Origin of the sequence: Actinomadura sp., assembly GCF_044508335.1 — a bacterium.
In the GTDB taxonomy this organism is placed as follows: domain Bacteria; phylum Actinomycetota; class Actinomycetes; order Streptosporangiales; family Streptosporangiaceae; genus Spirillospora.
Genome location: NZ_JBIQHY010000127.1, coordinates 1 through 19,976, shown reverse-complemented (window position 1 = coordinate 19,976; position 19,976 = coordinate 1). Strand labels below are relative to the sequence as shown.

At 72.8% G+C, this 19,976-nt stretch carries 18 protein-coding genes; 12 read left to right on the top strand and 6 right to left on the bottom strand.

Going from position 1 to position 19,976, the window contains the following annotated elements; translation table 11 throughout:
- Window positions 1-593: hypothetical protein (locus tag ACIWVC_RS29450; RefSeq protein ID WP_396451358.1), on the top strand; the 593-nt coding region annotated here is incomplete at its 5' end.
- Between the two features lie 100 nt (window positions 594-693).
- On the opposite strand, the gene ACIWVC_RS29445 is transcribed toward ACIWVC_RS29450, so the two are convergent.
- Complete coding sequence (locus ACIWVC_RS29445) at window positions 694-1,797, bottom strand: citrate synthase 2 (RefSeq protein WP_396451360.1); 1,104 nt, start codon at window positions 1,795-1,797, stop codon at window positions 694-696.
- 183 nt (window positions 1,798-1,980) lie between these two features.
- Between ACIWVC_RS29445 and pdxH the strand changes: the two genes are divergently transcribed.
- Both pdxH and ACIWVC_RS29435 read left to right on the top strand, forming a co-directional pair.
- Window positions 1,981-2,646 (top strand): pyridoxamine 5'-phosphate oxidase, encoded by a 666-nt coding sequence (gene pdxH, locus ACIWVC_RS29440; protein WP_396451362.1) that lies wholly within the window; start codon window positions 1,981-1,983, stop codon window positions 2,644-2,646.
- 122 nt (window positions 2,647-2,768) lie between these two features.
- The gene (locus tag ACIWVC_RS29435) at window positions 2,769-4,004 is read left to right on the top strand and encodes an MFS transporter (RefSeq protein ID WP_396451364.1); all 1,236 of its coding nucleotides are present in this window, start codon (window positions 2,769-2,771) and stop codon (window positions 4,002-4,004) included.
- 40 nt (window positions 4,005-4,044) lie between these two features.
- On the opposite strand, the gene ACIWVC_RS29430 is transcribed toward ACIWVC_RS29435, so the two are convergent.
- Window positions 4,045-4,749 (bottom strand): UdgX family uracil-DNA binding protein, encoded by a 705-nt coding sequence (locus tag ACIWVC_RS29430; protein ID WP_396451366.1) that lies wholly within the window; start codon window positions 4,747-4,749, stop codon window positions 4,045-4,047.
- 98 nt (window positions 4,750-4,847) lie between these two features.
- On the opposite strand from ACIWVC_RS29430, the gene ACIWVC_RS29425 reads away from it, so the two are divergent.
- The 3 genes from ACIWVC_RS29425 (at window position 4,848) to ACIWVC_RS29415 (ending at window position 9,076) form a co-directional block, all read left to right on the top strand.
- A complete protein-coding gene (locus tag ACIWVC_RS29425; RefSeq protein ID WP_396451368.1) occupies window positions 4,848-5,549 on the top strand; it encodes a metal-dependent transcriptional regulator in 702 nt (233 codons plus the stop codon).
- A gap of 192 nt (window positions 5,550-5,741) precedes the next feature.
- Window positions 5,742-8,078 (top strand): SpoIIE family protein phosphatase, encoded by a 2,337-nt coding sequence (locus tag ACIWVC_RS29420; protein ID WP_396451370.1) that lies wholly within the window; start codon window positions 5,742-5,744, stop codon window positions 8,076-8,078.
- Window positions 8,079-8,080: 2 nt separating this feature from the next.
- Window positions 8,081-9,076 carry a zinc-dependent alcohol dehydrogenase family protein gene (locus ACIWVC_RS29415; RefSeq protein WP_396451372.1) on the top strand — a complete coding sequence of 332 codons (996 nt, stop codon included), beginning with the start codon at window positions 8,081-8,083 and terminating at the stop codon, window positions 9,074-9,076.
- A gap of 43 nt (window positions 9,077-9,119) precedes the next feature.
- On the opposite strand, the gene ACIWVC_RS29410 is transcribed toward ACIWVC_RS29415, so the two are convergent.
- A complete protein-coding gene (locus ACIWVC_RS29410; RefSeq protein ID WP_396451374.1) occupies window positions 9,120-9,968 on the bottom strand; it encodes a class I SAM-dependent methyltransferase in 849 nt (282 codons plus the stop codon).
- 149 nt (window positions 9,969-10,117) lie between these two features.
- Window positions 10,118-10,279, bottom strand: coding sequence for a hypothetical protein (locus ACIWVC_RS29405; protein ID WP_396451376.1), 162 nt, complete (start codon window positions 10,277-10,279; stop codon window positions 10,118-10,120).
- 107 nt (window positions 10,280-10,386) lie between these two features.
- Between ACIWVC_RS29405 and ACIWVC_RS29400 the strand changes: the two genes are divergently transcribed.
- From ACIWVC_RS29400 to ACIWVC_RS29380, 5 genes are all read left to right on the top strand, one after another.
- Window positions 10,387-10,785: a hypothetical protein gene (locus tag ACIWVC_RS29400; protein ID WP_396451377.1), complete on the top strand. Its 399-nt coding sequence runs from the start codon at window positions 10,387-10,389 to the stop codon at window positions 10,783-10,785.
- A gap of 85 nt (window positions 10,786-10,870) precedes the next feature.
- A complete protein-coding gene (locus tag ACIWVC_RS29395) occupies window positions 10,871-12,901 on the top strand; it encodes an MFS transporter (RefSeq protein ID WP_396451379.1) in 2,031 nt (676 codons plus the stop codon).
- Between the two features lie 110 nt (window positions 12,902-13,011).
- On the top strand, window positions 13,012-14,145 hold the full coding sequence (locus tag ACIWVC_RS29390) for an acetyl-CoA C-acetyltransferase (RefSeq protein ID WP_396451380.1): 1,134 nt from the start codon (window positions 13,012-13,014) through the stop codon (window positions 14,143-14,145).
- A gap of 68 nt (window positions 14,146-14,213) precedes the next feature.
- Window positions 14,214-15,008, top strand: coding sequence for an enoyl-CoA hydratase/isomerase family protein (locus tag ACIWVC_RS29385; protein WP_396451382.1), 795 nt, complete (start codon window positions 14,214-14,216; stop codon window positions 15,006-15,008).
- A gap of 373 nt (window positions 15,009-15,381) precedes the next feature.
- On the top strand, window positions 15,382-16,578 hold the full coding sequence (locus ACIWVC_RS29380) for an ABC transporter substrate-binding protein (RefSeq protein WP_396454835.1): 1,197 nt from the start codon (window positions 15,382-15,384) through the stop codon (window positions 16,576-16,578).
- A 148-nt stretch (window positions 16,579-16,726) separates the two neighbouring features.
- Here ACIWVC_RS29380 and ACIWVC_RS29375 read toward each other — a convergent pair whose 3' ends face one another.
- The gene (locus ACIWVC_RS29375) at window positions 16,727-17,371 is read right to left on the bottom strand and encodes a dihydrofolate reductase family protein (RefSeq protein WP_396451386.1); all 645 of its coding nucleotides are present in this window, start codon (window positions 17,369-17,371) and stop codon (window positions 16,727-16,729) included.
- A gap of 158 nt (window positions 17,372-17,529) precedes the next feature.
- On the opposite strand from ACIWVC_RS29375, the gene ACIWVC_RS29370 reads away from it, so the two are divergent.
- Window positions 17,530-18,327 (top strand): hypothetical protein, encoded by a 798-nt coding sequence (locus ACIWVC_RS29370; protein WP_396451387.1) that lies wholly within the window; start codon window positions 17,530-17,532, stop codon window positions 18,325-18,327.
- A 103-nt stretch (window positions 18,328-18,430) separates the two neighbouring features.
- Here ACIWVC_RS29370 and ACIWVC_RS29365 read toward each other — a convergent pair.
- Window positions 18,431-19,976: LLM class flavin-dependent oxidoreductase (locus tag ACIWVC_RS29365; RefSeq protein WP_396454834.1), on the bottom strand; the 1,546-nt coding region annotated here is incomplete at its 5' end.

Below are 19,976 nucleotides of genomic sequence, written 5' to 3'. Positions count from 1 at the left end.
TCCTGGAGCTGTCGTGCCCGAAGCGGCCGCTGGTCATGGCGGACGACGAGATCGCGAAGTACGTCAGCGACAACGCCGCCGAACTCGGCCGCAAGGACACCTTCGACCTGTACTTCACGCCGCTCGCCGCGCGGGAGGCGTGGACGTGGCGGTGGATCGGCGACCAGGCCCCGCAGACCTTCTACTCCGACTACGACCCCGCCGTGCGGGAGATGACGGACGAGGACGCCGCCACCGGCCGGCGGCCGTCCATCACCCGCGCCGCCGTCGCCTACGACGCCGTGACGCTCGTCGCGACCGTGGCGAGCAGGGTGTACTGGCAGGAGAAGGCGCTGCCGTCGGCGGGATCGGTGTTCGCGGCGCTGAACGACCCCGACCACGACGTCCTGCGGAACGGGGCGAGCGGCGTCATCCGCTTCAGCACGCGCACCACCGGCCACCAGGTCCTCGACAAGCCGGTGCTGCTGGCGACGATCAAGCCGGACGGGACGACCGAGGTCAAGCAGGTGTGCGGCCGCCTGATCGCCGGCGAGCAGGGCGAGGCGTCCTGCCCGCCCGGCCACGCCGGGGACCGCGGGGCGGCCTCTCAATAGCGGGCGCGCGGGCGGCGGGCGCGCGGGCGGCGGGCGCGCAAAAGGCCCCCGGGATCGGTCCGGGGGCCTCAAGGCGAGTCGTTGCGGGGGGAGGGGTCCTTCAGCCCTTGAGGATTTCCGCCGCTCCCGTCACGTCGTCGATCGAGCGGCTGCCCGGCCCGGTGTACTTCGCGCTCGGGCGGACGAGGCGTCCCGTGCGCTTCTGCTCCAGGATGTGCGCCGCCCAGCCGGCGGTGCGGCCGCAGGTGAACATGGCGGGCATCATCGCGGTGGGGACCTCGGCGAAGTCCAGGATGACCGCGGCCCAGAACTCGACGTTGGTCTCGATCGGGCGGTCCGGGCGGCGCTCGCGCAGCTCGGCGAGGGCGGCGTCCTCCAGCGCCTTGGCGGCCTCGAAGCGCGGCGCGCCCAGCTCCTTGGCGGTGCGGCGCAGCACGCGGGCGCGCGGGTCCTCGGCGCGGTAGACGCGGTGGCCGAAGCCCATCAGCCGCTCGCCGGAGTCGAGGATGTCGGTGACGACCTTGCGGGCGTCGCCGAGCTGCTCGACCTTCTCGATCATCGGCAGCACGCGGGCAGGCGCGCCGCCGTGCAGCGGGCCCGACATGGCGCCGATGGCGCCGGACATGCTGGCCGCGACGTCCGCCCCGGTGGAGGCGATCACCCGCGCGGTGAACGTGGAGGCGTTCATGCCGTGCTCGGCGGCGGAGACCCAGTACGCGTCGATGGCCCGGACGTGCTTGGGGTCGGGCTCACCGCGCCAGCGGACCATGAACCGCTCGGTGATGGTCGCGCACTCGTCGATCCGCTTCTGCGGGACCATCGGCACGCCGACGCCGCGCGCCGACTGCGCCACGAACGACAGCGCCGTCACCGACACGCGGGCGAGGTCGGCGCGGGCCTCCTCGTCGGAGATGTCGAGCAGCGGCCGCATCCCGTAGGCGGTGGCGAGCGTGGGGAGCGCGCTCTGCACGTCCACCCGCACGTCGCCGGAGGTGACCGGGAGCAGATGCGGGTCCGCCGGGGCCAGCCCGGGAGTGAAGCTGTTGTCCACCAGCAGCCCCCAGGCGTCGCCGAAGGAGACGCGGCCGACGAGCTCCTCGATGTCGACGCCCCGGTAGCGGAGGGCGCCGCCCTCCTTGTCCGGTTCGGCGATCTCGGTCTCGAAGGCCACGACCCCCTCAAGACCGGGTTTGAAGTCGGACATGTCGTCCTGCCTTTCGTCTCCAAGAGTGATAAGGCGGTGCCGTGCCATTGAACCCTGTCCGCCTTACTGACCAGTACCCAGGGGTCATGCCCGTTGCACAACCTCCAGGTGAGAGGCTCTGACGCTGTGAGTTCCCCAACGCCCGATCCCGCGCGGCTCCGGAGATCTTACGAGTCGGGCGAATTGTCCGAGTCGGCGCTCCCCTCCGATCCGCTCGCGCTGTTCGCCGCGTGGTTCGCCGACGTGCACGCCTCCGGGCTCGTCGAACCGAACGCGATGGTGCTCGCGACCGCGTCCGCCGACGGCGCGCCGAGCGCCCGGCTCGTCCTGCTGAAGGGCTACGGGCCGCAGGGATTCCGCTTCTTCACGAACCTCACGTCCCGCAAGGGGCGCGATCTCGCCGAGAACCCGCGCGCGGCCCTGGTGTTCCCCTGGCACCCGCTCTACCGGCAGGTGCGGGTGGAGGGCCCGGTGACCGAGCTGACCCGGGACGAGTCGGCCGCCTACTTCCGCACGCGCCCGTACGGCTCGCGCCTCGGCGCCTGGGCCAGCGAGCGCCAGTCGAGCGTCATCCCGGGCCGCGACGTGCTGGAACGCGCCTACGCCGCGGCCGCCGAGCGCTGGCCGGATCCGGCCGCGGGCCAGCCGCCGGGGGCGCCCGGCGAGGAGGGCTCCGACGTCGTCCCCCTGCCCGACTTCTGGGGCGGCTACCGCGTCGTCCCGGAATCGATCGAGTTCTGGCAGGGCCGCCGCGACCGGCTCCACGACCGGATCCGCTACCGCCGCGAAGTATTTCCGGGGGGTGCGGACGACCACGGCCCCTGGACGGCCGACAGACTGTCCCCGTGACATCGGAACAGCAGCCGTCCCCCGCTGACGCTCCTGACGCCGTCGCCGAGTCCGCTGCCGCCCCCGGGGAGGAGGAGAAGCCCCCGGAGCCTCGCGGATCGGTGCGCGGCCGGTTGCGGCGGATGGCCATCGACACGCGGCCGCTCGGGATCCCCGCGTACCGGCGGCTGTGGCTGGGGCAGGGCGTCTCGTTCGTCGGGTTCCAGGTCACCGCCGTGGCCGTCCCGGTCCAGGTGTACGACATGACGAAGTCGTCGCTGTGGGTGGGGGTGCTCGGCTTCGTCAACCTCGTCCCGCTGATCGTGTTCGGGCTCTGGGGCGGGGCGATCGCCGACCACATGGACCGGCGCAGGCTGCTGTTCGCCTCGTCCTGCGTGATGTGGGCGGCGACGCTGCTGCTGCTCGTCCAGGCGCTGCTGGGCATCGGCAGCCTCGCCCTGATCATGGGCGTGGTGGCGATCCAGGCGATCGGGTTCGCGGTGGCCTCGCCGACCCGCAGCGCGATCGTCCCCAGGCTGGTCGACCGGACGCTCGTCCCCGCGGCCAACACCCTCAACTTCACCGCCAGCCAGTTCGGGATGCTGGCGGGGCCGCTGTTCGCCGGCGTGCTCCTCGCCCACTGGCACTACGCCGCGGCCTACGCGCTCGACGCCGTGCTGTTCACCGTCGTGCTGTACGCGGCGCTGCGGCTGCCGCCGATCCCGCCGCTCGGCGACGTCACCGGCGCGCCCGGCCTGCGGTCGGTGATCGACGGGCTGCACTACCTGGCCACGCAGCCGGTGCTGCTGATGTCGTTCGTCGTGGACATCATCGCGATGGCGATCGCGATGCCCCGCGCCCTGTTCCCCGAAGTGGCCGAGACCCGGTTCGGCGGCGGCGGCGCGGTCGGCTGGCTGTTCGCCGCCATCGCGATTGGAGCGTTCCTCGGCGGGCTGTCGTCCGGCTGGATCGGGCGGGTCCGCAAGCAGGGCATCGCGCTCGTCGTGTCGATCGTCGTCTGGGGGCTCGCCGTGGCCGCCGCCGGGCTCGCCGGGCGGCTGTGGCTCGCGGTGGTGCTGCTCGCCGTGGGCGGCGCGGCCGACCTCGTGTCGGCGGTGTTCCGCCAGTCGATGCTGCAGACCTACGCGCCGGACAAGCTGCGCGGGCGGCTCCAAGGGGTGTTCACCGTCGTCGTCGCGGGCGGCCCCCGGCTCGGGGACGTGCGGGCCGGCGCGACCGCGAGCGTCGCCGGCGCCACCGCGTCCTGGGTGGGCGGCGGCCTGGCCTGCGCCGCGCTGGTGATCCTCGCCGCGCTCGCCGTCCCGGCGCTGCTCCGCTACGACGTCAGGACGACCGAGACCGTCTCGGTGGAGGACTGAGCGGCGGGACCGAGCGGCGGGACTGAGCGGCGGCCGCGGCTCAGCGCAGCGCCGCGGCGGCGATCTCCAGGTCGTGCAGGAGGCCCGCGTAGGTCTCGTCGCGGTCCTCGGCGCGCAGGACGGCGGACGGGTGGATCGTCGCGAGCAGCCGCGCCTCGGCCTGCTCGGGCGGCGCGCCTTCGACCTGCCGCGCGGCGGCCGGGGTGCCGATCGTCTCCAGGTCGGGCATCGGCATGAGCACCCCGCGCTGCTTCGTCACCCGGAACGACGAGCCGAGCAGCGCCCTGCCCGCCGTGGCGCCCAGCGCGACGACGACGTCCGGGTCCAGGACGCGCAGCTCGGCCAGCAGCCAGGGCCGGCACGCGCGCATCTCGGCCGCGTTCGGGGCCTCGTGGATGCGCCGCTTGCCGCCCTCCTGCCGCTTGAACTTGAAGTGCTTGACGGCGTTGGTGACGTAGACGTCGCCGCGCTCGATGCCCGCCTCCTCCAGCGCCCGGTCGAGGACGCGTCCGGCGGGGCCGACGAACGGGCGGCCCCGGCGGTCCTCCTGGTCGCCGGGCTGCTCGCCGATCAGCATGACCCGTCCGCCCGGCGAGCCCTCCCCGAACACGGTCTGCGTGGCGTCCTCGTGGAGGCGGCAGCCCCGGCAGCCGGCCGCCGCGCGCCGCAGCGCCTCCAGATCGGCGCGCTCGGCGGGGGGCCCGGGCAGGAACGGCTCCGCGTCCTGGGAAGGTTTCGCGTTCATCTTGCGTTCCCCCTACCCGGCTTCGGGTGATATTCGCGGGGCCCGGCGGGGCGGGGTCCGAGCAAGTAGACTCGATGGCCATAAGACTGGAGGGAGCTGTGACCTCACACGGCCTTATCGATACCACGGAGATGTACCTCCGGACGGTTTTCGAGCTCGAAGAGGAGGGGATCATTCCCCTTCGCGCGCGCATCGCGGAGCGGCTCTCCCAGAGCGGCCCGACGGTGAGCCAGACGGTCGCGCGGATGGAGCGCGACGGCCTGCTCCGGGTCGAGGGCGATCGGCACCTCACGCTGACCGAGAGCGGTCGCGGTCTCGCCACGCGCGTCATGCGCAAGCACCGCCTCGCCGAATGCCTGCTGGTCAACGTCATCGGGCTGCCCTGGGAGGACGTCCACATCGAGGCGTGCCGGTGGGAGCACGTCATGTCGGAGGACGTCGAGCGCCGCCTCGTGGCGCTGCTGGACAACCCGACCACCTGCCCGCACGGCAACCCGATCCCCGGCCTGGACGAGCTGGGCGGGCACGGCGACGACGGCGACCACGCGCCGCTGTCGGTGATGACCGCGGTGGCGAGCCCCGCCGGCGCGGAGGCGGTGATCCGGCGGATCAGCGAGCAGGTGCAGAGCGACAGCGACCTGATGCTTAGACTCAAGCAGATAGGGATACAACCGGGACGAGAGGTGATTCTCCGGGCGACCGATGACGGGGTACGGGTGATCAGTGACGACGAGGACGAGGGGCCCGCGACGGAGCTGCCGCGCGACATCGCCGAACACGTCTTCGTCAGCAGGCGCTGACACGGTCGGCGTGCGCGCACCGGCCCCGGCGGTCTATACCGAAGATCTCCATACCAGGGCGCCTTTCGGGCGTATCCCGGCGGCGGGTTCGTCGTTCAATACGACGAGGCGAACTCATGCGGCGGCCGTTCCAGCGCGCCCGGTGACCACCGGGAGGGGGACGGCGACCGCCGGCAGGATCGGGATGGGGAGATGAACCACTGGGGGGAAGCGCCTGACGAGGCGCGTCTGCCACCCGAGACCGTCCTCAGCCAGATGGAGATGGCGGTCATCGTCTGCGACCGCTTCAGCAACGTCATCTACGGCAACGCCTTCGCGCGCCAGCTGTTCGGGTTCGGCGGCGACGACATCATCGGCCACTCGATCCTCTCCCTCGGGATCGCCGAGGAGGACCACGAGCAGGCGACGGAGCTGGCCAAGCACGTCCTCAAGGGCGGCGTCTGGGAGGGCACGTTCTGCAACCTGCGCTCCGACGGCACCACCGTGTACACGCGGGCGCACGCGGTGCCGCTGCGGCACCCGTCCGGCGCGGTCGACGGCGTGGTCATCTTCGCGCGGGAGGCGCTCCGCTCCAACCAGCGCGAGCAGGAGCGCTACGGGCTCCTGGAGCGGATCGGCGAGCGGCTCGCCGGGTCCCTGGAGCTGGAGGACACCCTCCGCCGCGTCTCCGACACGCTCGTCCCGCAGTTCGCCGACCACTGCTTCATCGACCTGTACAGCGGCGACCGGCTCTACCGCCGGGTGTCGCGGCACGCCGGGGGCTGGGAGCCGCCGCCCGGCACCTGGGCGGAGGTCGGCGAGCCCGTCTCCTACCCGCCCGGCCACTTCAGCGCCAAGGCGATGGACCGCCGCGACGCAGTCCTCGTCGAGGACATGGTCCAGCACCGGTTCGACGCGCCCACCGAGTCGTCCAAGCGGCTCGGCGTCGAGATGGGCATCACCTCGGTGATCTCCGCGCCGCTGCTGGTGCGCGGCGAGCTGCTCGGCGTCATGTGCCTCGCGCTGTCGAACCTGACCAAGCGGCCCGACCCGCACTACGACGGCTTCGACCGCGACCTGCTCGGCGCGATCGCCAGCCGGGTCGCGCTCGCCGTCGACAACGCGCTGCTGTTCGAGGAGGAGCGCGACACCGCGCTCGCCTTCCAGAAGCACCTGCTGCCCGGTGACCGGCCGCCCGCGCTGGACGGCCTGCAGATCGCCTGGCGGTACGAGCCGGCCCGCCCGCTGGAGTCGCACGGGCACGGCATCCAGACGCAGGTCGGCGGCGACTGGTACGACGTGATCCCGCTGTCGGCGGGGCGGGTCGGCCTCGTCATCGGCGACGTCGAGGGGCGCGGCGCGCGCGCCGCCGCCGTCATGGGGCAGCTGCGGGCCGCGCTGCGGGCGTTCGCGCAGGACGACAAGCCGCCCGCCGACATACTGCGCAAGCTCGACGAGTGGGTCCGGACGATGACGCGCCCCGAGCGGATGCGGTCCGGGTGGAACAGCGACGACCTCGTCCGCCCGCCGCTCGTGTCGTGCACCTACTTCGTGTACGACGCGTGGTCGCGGGTCCTCGAGTTCGCCAACGCCGGGCACGACCCGCCGCTCCTCGTCGTGGACGGCGAGGTCCGCGAGCTGGAGTTCGAGAGCGAGGGCGGCATGCTCGGCCTGCGCGCCCCCGGCATGGGCGGCGAGATCCTCTTCAACGAGGAGACGACCGAGCTCAAACCGGGCTCCACGCTCGTCCTCTACACCGACGGGCTCATCGACCGGCGGCCCCGGGACGACGGCGACTACTACACCCGCGAGGAGTCGCGGGAGATGGTCCGCACCGCCGTCGCGAAGGCGGCGGGCGGCGGCGTCGAGGCGGTCGCGAACGCCGCCTACGACGCGGTGCCCGGCGACATCGACGACGACGTCGCGATCGTCGTGATCCGCACCGCGGGCGACGAGCTGGCCGTCGAGGAGCGCACCTTCACCGCCGAGCCGATCATGGTGTCGGAGGCGCGCCGGATGGCCGCCGACACGTTCGCCGGCTGGGGGATGCTCGACGAGCAGGCCGAGCTCGCGTGCCTGCTGGTGTCCGAGGTCGTCACGAACGTCGTCCTGCACGCCGCCGCGACGCCCACGCCGCGCCGCGAGATGGTCGTCCCGGTGCCCGCCGGCCCGCCCGGCCGGGGCGGCGAGCCGCTCGGCGCGCCGCCGCCCGTGCAGTTCAACACCGAGTTCGGCGGCGGCGTGGAGGACGACCCGTTCGACCGCTTCGACGGGCAGGACTTCAACGAGGACGACTGGAACCTCGGCGCCGACCTCGGCCGCCGCGAGCCGCCGACCAAGGACTTCCGGCTCCGGCTGCGCCGCGGCGCCGACACGGTGTGGGTGGAGGTGTTCGACTCCGACATGCGCCTGCCGCGCATCCGCAGCGCCGGCGAGACCGACGAGGGCGGCCGCGGGCTCTACCTGGTCGACCAGCTCGCCACCCGGTGGGGCGCCCGGCCGACGCCGGACGGCAAGGCCGTCTGGTTCGAGCTGCCGCTGACGCCGTAGCCGTGCGCGCCTGGGTGGTGGAGAAGCCGTCCCCGATCGCGTCGGGGCCGCTGCGCCGCGCCGACCGCGAGGTGCCCTCCCCGGGCCCCGGGGAGCTGCTCGTGCGGGTGCTGGCGTGCGGGGTGTGCCGGACGGACCTGCACGTCGCCGAAGGCGACCTGCCCGTCCACCTGCCGGGGGTGACGCCCGGCCACGAGATCGTCGGCGAGGTCGTCTCCGCCGGCCCCGGGTGCCTGCACGGCGCCGGCGACCGGGTCGGGGTGGCGTGGCTGCGCGGGACGTGCGGCGCGTGCCGGTTCTGCCGGCGCGGCGCCGAGAACCTGTGCCCGCGGTCGGTCTACACCGGCTGGGACGCGCACGGCGGGTACGCCGAGTACGCGCTGGCCGTGGACGCCTACACCTACGCGCTGCCGCCCGAGCTGGACGACGTCCGGGCCGCGCCGCTGCTGTGCGCCGGCATCATCGGCTACCGGGCGCTGCGGCGCGCGGCGCTGCCGCCGGGCGGGCGGCTCGGCATCTGGGGGTTCGGCGGGTCCGCGCACCTGGCCGCGCAGATCGCCCTCGCGGAGGGCGCCGACGTGCACGTCTTCACCCGCAGCCCGGCCGCCCGCGAGCTGGCCCGGGAGCTGGGGGCGTCGTGGGCGGGCGACTCGTTCGACGCCGCTCCCGCGCCGCTGGACTCGGCGATCGTCTTCGCGCCGGCGGGGGAGCTGGTGGCGGCCGCGCTGGAGCGGCTCGACCGCGGCGGGACGTGCGCGATCGCCGGCATCCACCTCAGCGACGTCCCGGCGCTGGACTACCGGCGGTACCTGTTCCAGGAGCGCCAGGTCAGGTCGGTGACGGCGAACACCCGCGCGGACGGCGAGGAGTTCCTGACGCTGGCCGCGCGGCTGGACCTCGCCGTCACGACCCGCCCGTACGGGCTGGACGAGGCCGACCGTGCGCTGGCCGACCTCGCCGCAGACCGCTTCACCGGCGCCGCCGTCCTCGTCCCCTGATCGGGGGAGTTCCGGGCCGCCCGCCGGCGAAGTCGCCGGGTGCTCAGGGGATCGGTTCGGCGGCGACGTGGGCCCACGTCTGGGTGAACCACAGCTCGCCGCCGATGATGCGCGGTTTCGCGCCGGTCTTGGGGCCGCCGTCGACCTCGTCGATGAGGGCCTCGCGGATGCGGTCGGCGGTGGCGTCGTCGCAGGCGCCGGCGAGCCACGGCTCGATGGGGCGTTCCACGGTGAACACGTCCAGCCGCCGGATGCTGCCGCCCGCCGAGGTGATCATCTCGGTGAGCCGGGCGATGGACGGGGTGCCGGGGTGGTCGGGGTCGCGGAGCCGCTGGATCCGGTCGCGTTCGGGTCCGGCGAGGTTGCCGCGGACGAGGTCGGCGATGACCACCCGTCCGTCCGGGCGGCACACCCGCAGCAGCTCGCGCAGCACGCCGTCGGGGTCGCCCAGGGTGTAGAGGGAGAACCGGGCCGTGACGAGGGAGAACGAGTTGTCCCGGTAGGGCAGCGCGGTGGCGTCCGCCTTGATGGTCGGGCGGTCGGGGCCGATGGGGTGCCGTACGCGGTCCTCGCGGGTCGCGGCGGCCGGGAGCGCGTCGCCGTCCGGTCCGCCGTCCGGTCCGCCCTCGCCGGTGATGCGGACGGGGCCGGTGCCGAACTCGATCGTCGACATGCGTCCGGACGCGCCGGCGCGGGCGGGCGGCTCGGGCATCGCGTCCACCGCGGTCACGTGCCGGACCCGGGGGGACAGCGCGGCGGGCATCGGGCCGCGGCCCCGCGCGACGTCCAGGCAGACGTCGTCGCGGCCGGGCTCGACGAACTCCAGCAGGCGCCTCAGGTGCGGGGCGATGGTGCCGCCGCTGCGCTGGACGGCGGGCGCCGGTTGCGGCACGGGTGCACTCCCTCGGCTCGGGCCGGCTTCCCTGGTCGGGCGTCGCCGGGCGGGGCGTGAAGCCGGGTTTCGTCAGTTATGACTCACCGGCGGGGGAGGAAGTTCAGCCCGCCGCATGAGAATTTCCGAACCTTTCGCCCCGCGCCGGCTCACCCCTGCAGATGCCGCCCGTACAGCGCGAGGACGACGAGGACGAACACGGTGATCACCGCGACGCGGGTGGGCATGGGCACCCGCAGCCGGACCGCGGCCCAGCGCACGCAGAACGCGGCGAGCAGGGACACGACGACGAGGGCGAGGATGCCTTCCATGGGTCACCTTCCGAGCGGGGGGAGTGCCGCCTCTCTGCACGATAGACGTGTAAGGAACGGGTTACCCGCCGGTCGGCCGCCGGGGCGGGCCCGCTAACCTCACCTTTGTGGCAGATGCAAAGGAAGTAGACGGCCGGGACAAGGTCGACGGCATGATGACGAACCTGGCGCGCGGGCGGATCGCCCTCGGGCTCGCCGCCCTCGCCGCGCCGCGGCTGACCGTGAAGCTGATGGGGCTCGGCGGCGCCGCAGACCCGGGCCGCGACTACGTCGCCCGGATGTTCGCCGCCCGGGAGATCGCCCTCGGCGCCGGCTACCTGCTGAGCGACGACCACGGGCGGCGGCTGTGGGCGCGGCTCGGCCTCGCCGTCGACTCGCTCGACGTCGTGAGCGGGCTGAAGACCCGCGGAGCACTGCCGCTGTGGGTGACCGCGGGAGCGGTGGGCGTCGCCGCCGGCGCCGCCGGGGTCGGCGCCGCGAAGGTCGCCTCCGACCTCATGGGCTGACCCCGCGGCTCCGGGCCGGGTGATCCCGCCCGGCCCCTGGGTAGACCCCCGCACGGGAACAGCGTCTTCCGGGCGGGGGCTGGGCATGACGACGGTCAGGGACGCGGCGCCGGACGAGCGGGCCATGCCGAAGGGCCGCGACCTGTACGTCATCCTCGGCGCGCTCATGCTCGCCATGCTGCTCGCCGCGCTCGACCAGACGATCGTGTCCACGGCGCTGCCCACGATCGTCAGCGACCTCGGCGGGCTCAACCACCTGTCGTGGGTCGTGACGGCGTACCTGCTCGCCTCGACGGCCTCGACGCCGCTGTGGGGCAAGCTCGGCGACCAGTACGGGCGCAAGCGGCTGTTCCAGGCGTCGATCGTCCTCTTCCTGATCGGGTCGGCGCTGTGCGGCCTGTCGCAGGACATGTTCGAGCTGATCCTGTTCCGCGCGCTGCAGGGGCTCGGCGGCGGCGGGCTGATGGTGCTCGTCGTCGCGATCGTCGGGGACGTGGTGCCGCCCCGCGAACGCGGCCGCTACCAGGGGCTGTTCGGCGCGGTGTTCGGCGTGTCCAGCGTGTGCGGGCCGCTGCTCGGCGGCTGGTTCGTCGACAACCTGTCGTGGCGCTGGGTCTTCTACATCAACCTGCCGGTCGGCGTGCTGGCGCTCATCGTGATCGCCGCCGTGCTGCCCCGGACGGGCGAGCGGGAGCGGCACCGCATCGACTACCTCGGGACGCTGCTGATCGTCGGCTGGGCCGTCGGGCTGGTGCTGGTGACGACGTGGGGCGGGACGACGTACGCCTGGTCGTCCGCGCCGATCATCGGCCTCGCCGCCGCGTCGGTGGTCCTCATCGGGGTGTGGGTGCTCGTCGAGCGGCGCGCCGCCGAGCCCGTCCTGCCGCCGGCGCTGCTGGTGAACCGGGTGTTCGCGCTGGGCGCGGCGATCAGCTTCGCGGTCGGCTTCGCGATGTTCGGCGCGCTGACGTTCCTGCCGATCTTCCTGCAGGTCGTGCACGGGGTGTCGCCGACGCTGTCCGGGGTCTACCTGCTGCCGATGATGCTCGGCATGCTGGTCAGCTCGATCGGATCCGGGCAGCTGATCACCCGCTTCGGCCGCTACAAGGTCTTCCCGGTGGTCGGCACGCCGATGATCGCGGGCGCGCTGTACCTGCTGTCGAGGCTGGACGAGACGTCCTCCACCCTGGAGATGAGCCTGCGGTTCGCGCTGCTCGGGTTCGGGCTGGGGCTGGTCATGCAGGTGCTCGTCATCGCCGTCCAGAACGCCGTGTCCTACGAGGACCTCGGGTCGGCCACGTCCGGGGTGACGTTCTTCCGGCAGATCGGCGGGTCGTTCGGCGTCGCCGTGTTCGGCTCCATCTTCAGCAACCAGCTCGCCTCGCACGTCGAGAGCCTGGCGCCGGTGCTGCCGCCCGGGTTCGACCCGGCGGCCGTCCAGGGGAACCCCATGCTGCTCGACAGGTTCCCCGCCCAGGTGAAGAACGCCGTCCTGCACGCCTACGCGCAGTCGATCGACTCGGTGTTCCTGTGGGCCGTGCCGGTGGCGGCGTTCGCGTTCGTGCTGACCTGGTTCCTGCGCGAGGTCCCGCTGCGGGCGACCTCGCAGACGCGCGACTACGGCGAGGGCTTCGGCGCGGCGCCGACCGTCCGCTCGTCCAGGCACGAGATAGAGCGCGCCCTGAGCCAGCTGATGCGCCGGGACCCGAAGGCGGCCGAGCTCTACGGGCGCCTGGCCGGCCTGTGCGGGGTGCAGCTGCCGTTGGGCAGCGTGTGGGCGCTGTGCCGGATCGCCAAGGACGGCGAGGTCGCCCGGCAGGAGCTCGCCGACCGCGCCGGCGTGACGGTCGAGGAGGGACGCCCGTACATCGACCGGCTGGTCGAGGCGGGGTACGTCCAGCGCCGGGAGGGTACGCTCGCCATCACCGCGTCCGGCCGGCGCGTCGCGGACAGCCTCTTCACCGCTCGCCGCGAGGGGCTGTGCCGGCACGTGGAGGGCTGGGATCCCGAGGAGCACCCCGAGCTGGCGGACCTCCTCACCCGCCTGGCCGAGGCGTCCCTCGGCGACGACGTGGACGGCGAGCTGCTGCGGCCCGCGCCCGTCCACAGGACGTAGGCGGAGACTCAGCTCACATGGCGTTGCGCCATGATGGATGTAATCTCATACTGACTAACCGAATCTCACTCGGTTTCCGGGACGGAACCACCCCACAATTTGGAGGCGTAGTGGCCGAGGCGTACATCGTCGGCGCGGTCCGTACCCCCGTCGGTACCAAGAAGGGCGCCCTGAAGGACGTCCACCCGGCCGACCTCGGGGCCCACGTGCTCAAGGAGCTCGTGAACCGCACCGGCGTCGACCCTTCCGCGGTCGAGGACAACATCATGGGCTGCGTCATGCAGGTCGGCCCGCAGTCCCTCGACATCGCGCGCACCGCGTGGCTGTCGGCCGGGCTGCCGGACAGCGTGCCCGGCGTGACCATCGACCGGCAGTGCGGCTCGTCGCAGCAGGCGATCCACTTCGCCGCGCAGGGCGTGCTGTCCGGCACCCAGGACCTGGTCGTCGCCTCCGGTGTCGAGCAGATGGCCAAGGTGCCGATGGGCTCCAGCATCGTCAAGGGGATGGACTTCCCGTACGGCGAGGGCTGGGCCGAGCGGTACGGCATGCAGGAGATCTCCCAGTTCCGCGGCGCCGAGCTGATGGCCGAGAAGTGGGGCTTCACCCGCGAGGACCTGGAGAAGTTCGCGCTGGAGAGCCACCGGCGCGCCGCCAAGGCCATCGAGGCCGGCTACTTCGACCGGGAGATCGCCCCGATCAACGGGCTGTCCCACGACGAGGGCGCCCGCCCCGACACGACCCTGGAGAAGATGGCGGGCCTGAAGGTCCTGCGCGAGGGCGGCGTCATCACCGCGGCCGTCGCCTCGCAGATCTCCGTCGGCGCCTCCGCGCTGCTCATCGCGTCCGAAGAGGCCGTCAAGCGGCACAACCTGACCCCGCGCGCCCGCATCCACACGCTCGCGGTGTGCGGCTCCGACCCGGTCTACATGCTGACCGGCCCGATCCCGGCGACCGAGAAGGCCCTCGCCAAGTCCGGCCTGAAGGTCGACGACATCGACGTGTTCGAGGTCAACGAGGCGTTCGCCCCGGTCCCGCTGGCGTGGGCGCACGACACCGGCGCCTCGCTGGAGAAGACCAACCCCAACGGCGGCGCCATCGCGCTCGGCCACCCGCTCGGCGCGACCGGCGGCGTCCTCATGACCAAGCTCCTCCACGAGCTGGAGCGCACCGGCGGCCGCTACGGCCTGCAGACGATGTGCGAGGGCGGCGGCCAGGCCAACGCCACGATCATCGAGCGCCTCTGACCACGCCGTAGTCTGCCCCTGGAGCCGCGCTCCAGGGGCGGACGCCGTTCTCGACCGGGAAGAGGGGCATGTACGAGACGATCATCTACGCGGTGGACGAGCGGATCGCCCGCATCACCCTGAACCGCCCCGAGGCCCGCAACTCGCTCAGCGACCGGATGATCGGCGAGCTGCTGGACGCCTTCGACCGGGCGAAGGCCGACGACGGCGTGCGCGTCATCGTGCTGACGGGCGCGGGCGACCGGGCGTTCTGCGCGGGCGCCGACCTGGGCGGCCTCGGCGAGGCGCAGGCGGACGGCCGCTCCGTCGCCGATGCCTCCGCCGTCCGCGAGAGCGCCCCGTTCCGGCTGTTCACGGCCTTCCCGCGGCTGGGCAAGCCGATCATCGCCCGCCTCGCCGGCCACGCCGTCGCGGGCGGCCTGGGCCTCGCCGCCGCCTGCGACCTGGTGATCGCCGCCGACGACGTCAAACTGGCCACCCCGGAGGTCAACGTCGGCCTCTGGCCCATGATGATCATGGCGATCATCAACCGGAACGTCGCCCCGAAGCACGCCTTCAAGCTCTACTACACGGGCGCCCGCATCACCGCCGCCGAGGGCCGCGACATCGGCCTGGTCACCGAGGCGGTCCCGCGCGCCGACCTGGACGCCCGCGTGGACGAGCTGGCGCGCGCCATCGCGTCCAAGAGCCCCGTGGGCCTGCGCCGCGGCCGCGACGCGTTCTTCGCGATCGAAGGCCGCCCCCTCGAAGACCAGGTGGCCCATCTCCTCGGCGAACTGGTCTCCCTGACCGCCACCGAAGACGCCAAGGAGGGCATAACCGCCTTCCTGGAAAACCGCCCCCCGAACTTCCAAGGCCGCTGACCGCCCACTTTGCCCACGCCGAGGTGGGTTGCCCGCGAAGTCGGCTACGTCCGGCAGGGTCCGGACTTCCGGGGCCGCTGCCCGCCGGAACGGGTGATACTTCGGGGATGGAGATCGGGGAAGCGGTTCGGCGGATAGGGCTGGCCCGCACCCACCGAGACCGGTACTGGAACCGGGCGGTCAAGGTCACCGACGACACCGTCCAGAAGGCGGAGCCGGCGTGGCTCGAAGCGCTGCTCCGGGCGCTCCTGCGGATCCCGGAGGCCAAGCTGTTCCGGGTGGACCGCCCTTTGGCGAGCGAGGGTTTCGGGCGTCCCTCCTGCGCGTCCTTCCGGCGGACAGCACCGGTTCCACGGCGACCGGCGCGCGGCGGGTGGCGACCACCGACGTCCTCAGGACGCTCTTCTACGGTGCTGCCGGCGGGGGTGCGGACGGGCCCGGCATGCACGGCGAACGTATGAACACGCCACCATCACCACATGGTGCGGGGCGGGGCGACCGGCCGTCCGTTCAGATCGGCGCGCTCGTGCCGCTGACTCCGCCCGGCTGGGTCGCGGCAGGCCGGCATTTGCTCGCCGGGCTGGAACTGGGCGTCCGCGAAGTCAATGGCGCCGGAGGGATCGCCGGGAGGCCGCTCGAACTGGTGGTCCGGGACACCGCGGCCGATCCGGAGAGGGCTGCGGCGGCCGTGGAGGAGCTGGCGGGCCTGGGCGTGGCGGCCTTGGCGGGGGAGTACCACAGCGTCGTCGCCCGCGCCGCCGCCGCCAAGGCCGACGCCCTCGGCCTGCCGTTCCTCTGCTCGTCGGCGGTTCTCGACGCGCTCACTGAACAGCCGACGCAATGGGTCGCGCGGCTGGCCCCGGCCCAGTCCCGCGGCTGGCAGATCTACGCGGACTTCCTCCTGCGGGCGGGCCACGGCCGGATCGCCGTGGCGGCCGAGCCGAGCGTCTATTGGACGTCCGGGGTCCGCATTCTGCGGGACCGCCTTGCTCCACGCGGCGGCTCCATCATCGAATTCGACATGCGGACGCTCGACCCGGCGGCCATGTGCGATGAACTCGTCGGTAGCCGCGCGACGGCTCTCCTTCTTCTGGTCGGCCACCCGGAACCGGCGGTGTCGATCGTCCAGGCCGTCCGCCGCGATCGGCGCCTTGCCGAAACCATGATCGGCGCCCCGGCCGGCCAGCCGGAGTTCCCCGGATGGGCGGCGTCGCTGGGCGACGAGGGTGCCGCGATCCCCTTCTTGCGCTACCTGCCCGAGCGCCTCGGCCCGCTGGGCGCCCGAGTCGAGACGGCCCTCCGCGAGGAGCTGGCCGAAGCGCCCTCGTTCGTCGCCTTCGAGGGCTATGACACGATCGCCGTCCTGGCCGAACTGCTGCGCTCCCACGGCGCGGACCGGGCGCGCATCGCCGCATCCTGGCCGCACGTCGCACTCGAAGGCACCCGAGGACGGATCCAGTTCTCCCGCACACCGGGCATCAGCGCTTGGCAATGGGCGTGGCCGCCGATTCAAGTCGTTGATCGAGATCCGGCGGAACCCGGTCGCTTCCGAGTCCTCCACGCCGGCTGACGACCACGAAGGCCGCCAGGCCGTCGAGCCGTCGCCGAGATCAGCGCGGAGCCGGGGCCGAGGCCCGCGGCCACGGCGTCCCGGCCGGACTGCAGGTCACGACTCGGTCGACTGACCGGCGGGTGAGACCGGTCGAGGCGGCGTGGTTTCAGCCGTCGCGTCCGACACCGCGGTCGGGTTCGGTCATGTCCCCGGTCCTGGGCGTGCCCTCGGCGAGGGCGTAGCGCAGGTGCACGGTGCCCGCCGGGCTGGCGGCCGGCGGTTCGAGGAGCGTGACGTTCGTGGGCACCTCGCCGCCGTCGAACACCTTCTTGCCGACGCCGAGCACGATCGGGTGCACCCAGAGGTTCAGGCGGTCGAACAGCTTCTCGTGCAGGAGGGTCTGCACCAGGTTCACGCTCCCGACGACTTTCACGTGCTCGTGCCGGTCGCGGACCTCGCGGACCGCCTCGGCCAGGTCCGGGCCGAGCAGTTCGGACCCTGCCCACGGCAGGTCGGGCTTGCCGCGGGACGCCACGTACTTGGGGACGCGGTTGAACAGCTCGGCGATCTTGTTGTCCTGGCCGCCCTGCTGGTGGGGCCAGTAGGCGGCGAAGATGTCGTAGGTGCGCCGGCCGAGCAGGAGGGCGTCGGTGCCCTCGTAGGAGGCTTCGATCTGCGCACCGGTGACCTCGTCGATCAAGGGCGCCTGCCAGCCGCCGAACGGGAAGCCCTCCGGGTCCTCCTCGGGTCCGCCGGGCGCCTGCGCGACGAGGTCGAGGGTCGTGAACAGCTCTATGTGGATGAGGCCCATGTCCTGCTCCTGATGGTCGGTCGTGCCAGTCAGGAGGTTGACCTGCGGGCGCCGCCCTATTCATCGCTCCGCCCACCAGATCTCCAAACGGACAGGTCAGGCGGTGTTGTTCGTGCCTGTGCGAGGTACTTTCGCGTCGCCGCGGGAATGGGGGCCATGTGGGGGAGTGGTTCACACGGGAGATCGCGGACACCGGGCGGCTGCGGCTGTTCTGTTTCCTGCTCGCGTTCATCGCGGGGTTCCTGTTCATCCGGTTCAGCGTGCGGATGATCCGGCGGCAGGTCCGGTGGTGGCCGGGCAACGTCACACCCGGCGGGCACCACGTCCATCACGTGGTGTTCGGGCTCGTGTTCATGTGCGTCGGCGGTGTGGGCGGGCTCTCCGTCCAGGACGGCTCGTCCGGGTGGGCGGCGGCCACCGCGGCCGTGTTCGGAATCGGGACGGCGCTGGTCCTGGACGAGTTCGCGCTCGTCCTGCACCTGGAGGACGTCTACTGGAGCGAGCAGGGCCGCCTGTCGGTCGAGGTCGTGTTCATCACGATCGCGCTGTGCGGGTTGCTGCTGCTGGGCCTGCGGCCCATGGGCGTCGACGACGTGGCCGGGGACGGGCTGTGGGCGCTCACGGTCGTCCTGCTGTTCGATCTGCTCGTCGCAACGGTCGCCCTGCTGAAAGGCAAGGTCTGGACGGGGCTCATCGGCCTGTTCATCGGCGTGGTCGCGCTGGTCGGGGCCGTCCGGCTGGCGCGGCCCGGCTCGCCCTGGGCGCGGCGGAGGTACCGCCCGGGATCGCGGAAGGAGCGGCGGGCGCAGGTGCGCGAGCGCCGCTACCGGCTGCCCGTGCAGCGGCTCGGGGACTGGCTGAGCGACCTGATCGCCGGACGGCCGTCGATCAGCGGGGGCACCGGCGGAGCGGACGAGGGCGAACCCCGTCCCGGAAGGAGCCGGCGATCGAGCTGATTCCGCGGAGGTTTTTCGCCGGGGCGAGAACTCTCGCGGGGGCGTGCACGTCTGACTATTCGGCGGCCGTGGTCATCGGGGGACCACGGCCGCCGCCGAGCGGTCAGTACGGGGACGGGCCGCCGAACATCTCGCTGAGCCGCGGGGCCAGCTCGAAGTCGCCGCGCAGTTCCAGGCGGCCGTCCATGAGGAGGGTCGCCGGGTTCGCGTCGCCGGCGAGTATCCGCAGGAAGTCCGCCGTTTCCACGATGAGGGTCAGCGCCGGGTCATCGGCCGGCCCGGGGTGGGCGCGGGCCCGGTTCTCGCCGATGACGAGCGTCCACGTGGTGCGGGTCAGCCGGAACTCCAGCTCGCCCGTGAAGCCGCCCGCCGCGGACGGGTCGTAGGCGCGGGCCATCCCCGCGAAGAACAGGCGCTGCGCGCTCGGACCGAAACGCCGTTCGATCTGCTCGTCCGTCCGGCCGTGGACGAGCCTGTAGAAGCCCTGCCGGAACCGCCTGCGGCTCGCGGTGCGGACCTCCTCGCGCAGCGGGCGGCGCGACCGGTTCGCGCGGGCCACCTCCGCCTCCTCGTCGATGCGGTAGCCGGGCGGCGCCGCGCGGGCGGGGGCGCGGCGGGCGAGGGCGGCCTCGATGGCGGGGGCCAGCCGCTCCGCCTTCGCGGCCTCGCGCTCTTCGCGCCCCTCGGTGAAGTGCGGCAGGACGGCCTTCCCGAACAGTTCGAGCGACTCGCAGATGTGCTCGTGCCTGTTCGGCCCCGACTGCAGGACGAACGAGATCTGGTCGACGCCCGCCGACTCGTAGCGCTGGATCAGGTCGATGACCTGCGCGGGCGTCCCCACGGCCCCGCGCAGCGACCCGACGTTGACGTTCAGCGTCTCCGCGTTCGCGATGATCTGCTCGCGGGAGAAGCCGCGGGCCTCCCTGCGCTGCTGGAACTCCTCCCACACGTTCGTGCGCCCCGGATCGTGCGGGGTGGGGCCGTAGTAGTGCGCGAGGGCGAACGCGAAGAAGTGCGCCCCGTCGATGCCCCGCTCGATCGCCGTGGCCTCGTCCTCGTGCAGCATCATCGGCAGGACGACGGTCACGTTCGGGTTCACCGCGAACCCCGCCGGGACGCATTCCTCCGACGCGATGATGCGGTAGTACTCGTCCACCCACTTGCCGGCGTCCTCGGGCTCCACGAAGGAGAACGAGAGCGCCCCGATGCCGTTGCGGGCCGCGAACTGGATCGTCTCCCTCCGCGAGCACGCCACCCACAGCGGCGGATGCGGCTTCTGCACGGTCTTGGGCAGCACGTTCCGGGGCGGCATCCGGATGTACTCCGACGACCACCCGGCGAACGGCTCTTCGACGAACATCCGGGTGATGGCGTCGATGGCGTCCTGCCACTGGGCCCGCTTCTCGGTGCGCCGCACCCCGAACCCGCCGAGTTCGGCGCTCGAACTCGACTCCCCCGTCCCGAAGTCGACCCGCCCGTTCGACACGAGATCGAGCGTCGCGATGCGCTCCGCGATCCGCGCCGGATGGTTGACCGCCGGCGGCAGCTGGACGATTCCGTGCCCGAGCCGTATCCGCTTCGTCCGCTGCGACGCGGCGGCGAGGAAGACCTCCGGCGCGGACGAATGCGAGTACTCCTCAAGGAAGTGG

Bases quoted from the DNA above. Each gene is read 5' to 3' on its own strand.
- ACIWVC_RS29445 (WP_396451360.1), bottom strand. From the start codon at position 1,797: ATGTCCGACTTCAAACCCGGTCTTGAGGGGGTCGTGGCCTTCGAGACC.
- ACIWVC_RS29435 (WP_396451364.1), top strand. From the start codon at position 2,769: ATGGCCATCGACACGCGGCCGCTCGGGATCCCCGCGTACCGGCGGCTG.
- ACIWVC_RS29430 (WP_396451366.1), bottom strand. From the start codon at position 4,749: ATGAACGCGAAACCTTCCCAGGACGCGGAGCCGTTCCTGCCCGGGCCC.
- ACIWVC_RS29420 (WP_396451370.1), top strand. From the start codon at position 5,742: ATGAACCACTGGGGGGAAGCGCCTGACGAGGCGCGTCTGCCACCCGAG.
- ACIWVC_RS29405 (WP_396451376.1), bottom strand. From the start codon at position 10,279: ATGGAAGGCATCCTCGCCCTCGTCGTCGTGTCCCTGCTCGCCGCGTTC.
- ACIWVC_RS29395 (WP_396451379.1), top strand. From the start codon at position 10,871: ATGACGACGGTCAGGGACGCGGCGCCGGACGAGCGGGCCATGCCGAAG.
- ACIWVC_RS29385 (WP_396451382.1), top strand. From the start codon at position 14,214: ATGTACGAGACGATCATCTACGCGGTGGACGAGCGGATCGCCCGCATC.
- ACIWVC_RS29375 (WP_396451386.1), bottom strand. From the start codon at position 17,371: ATGGGCCTCATCCACATAGAGCTGTTCACGACCCTCGACCTCGTCGCG.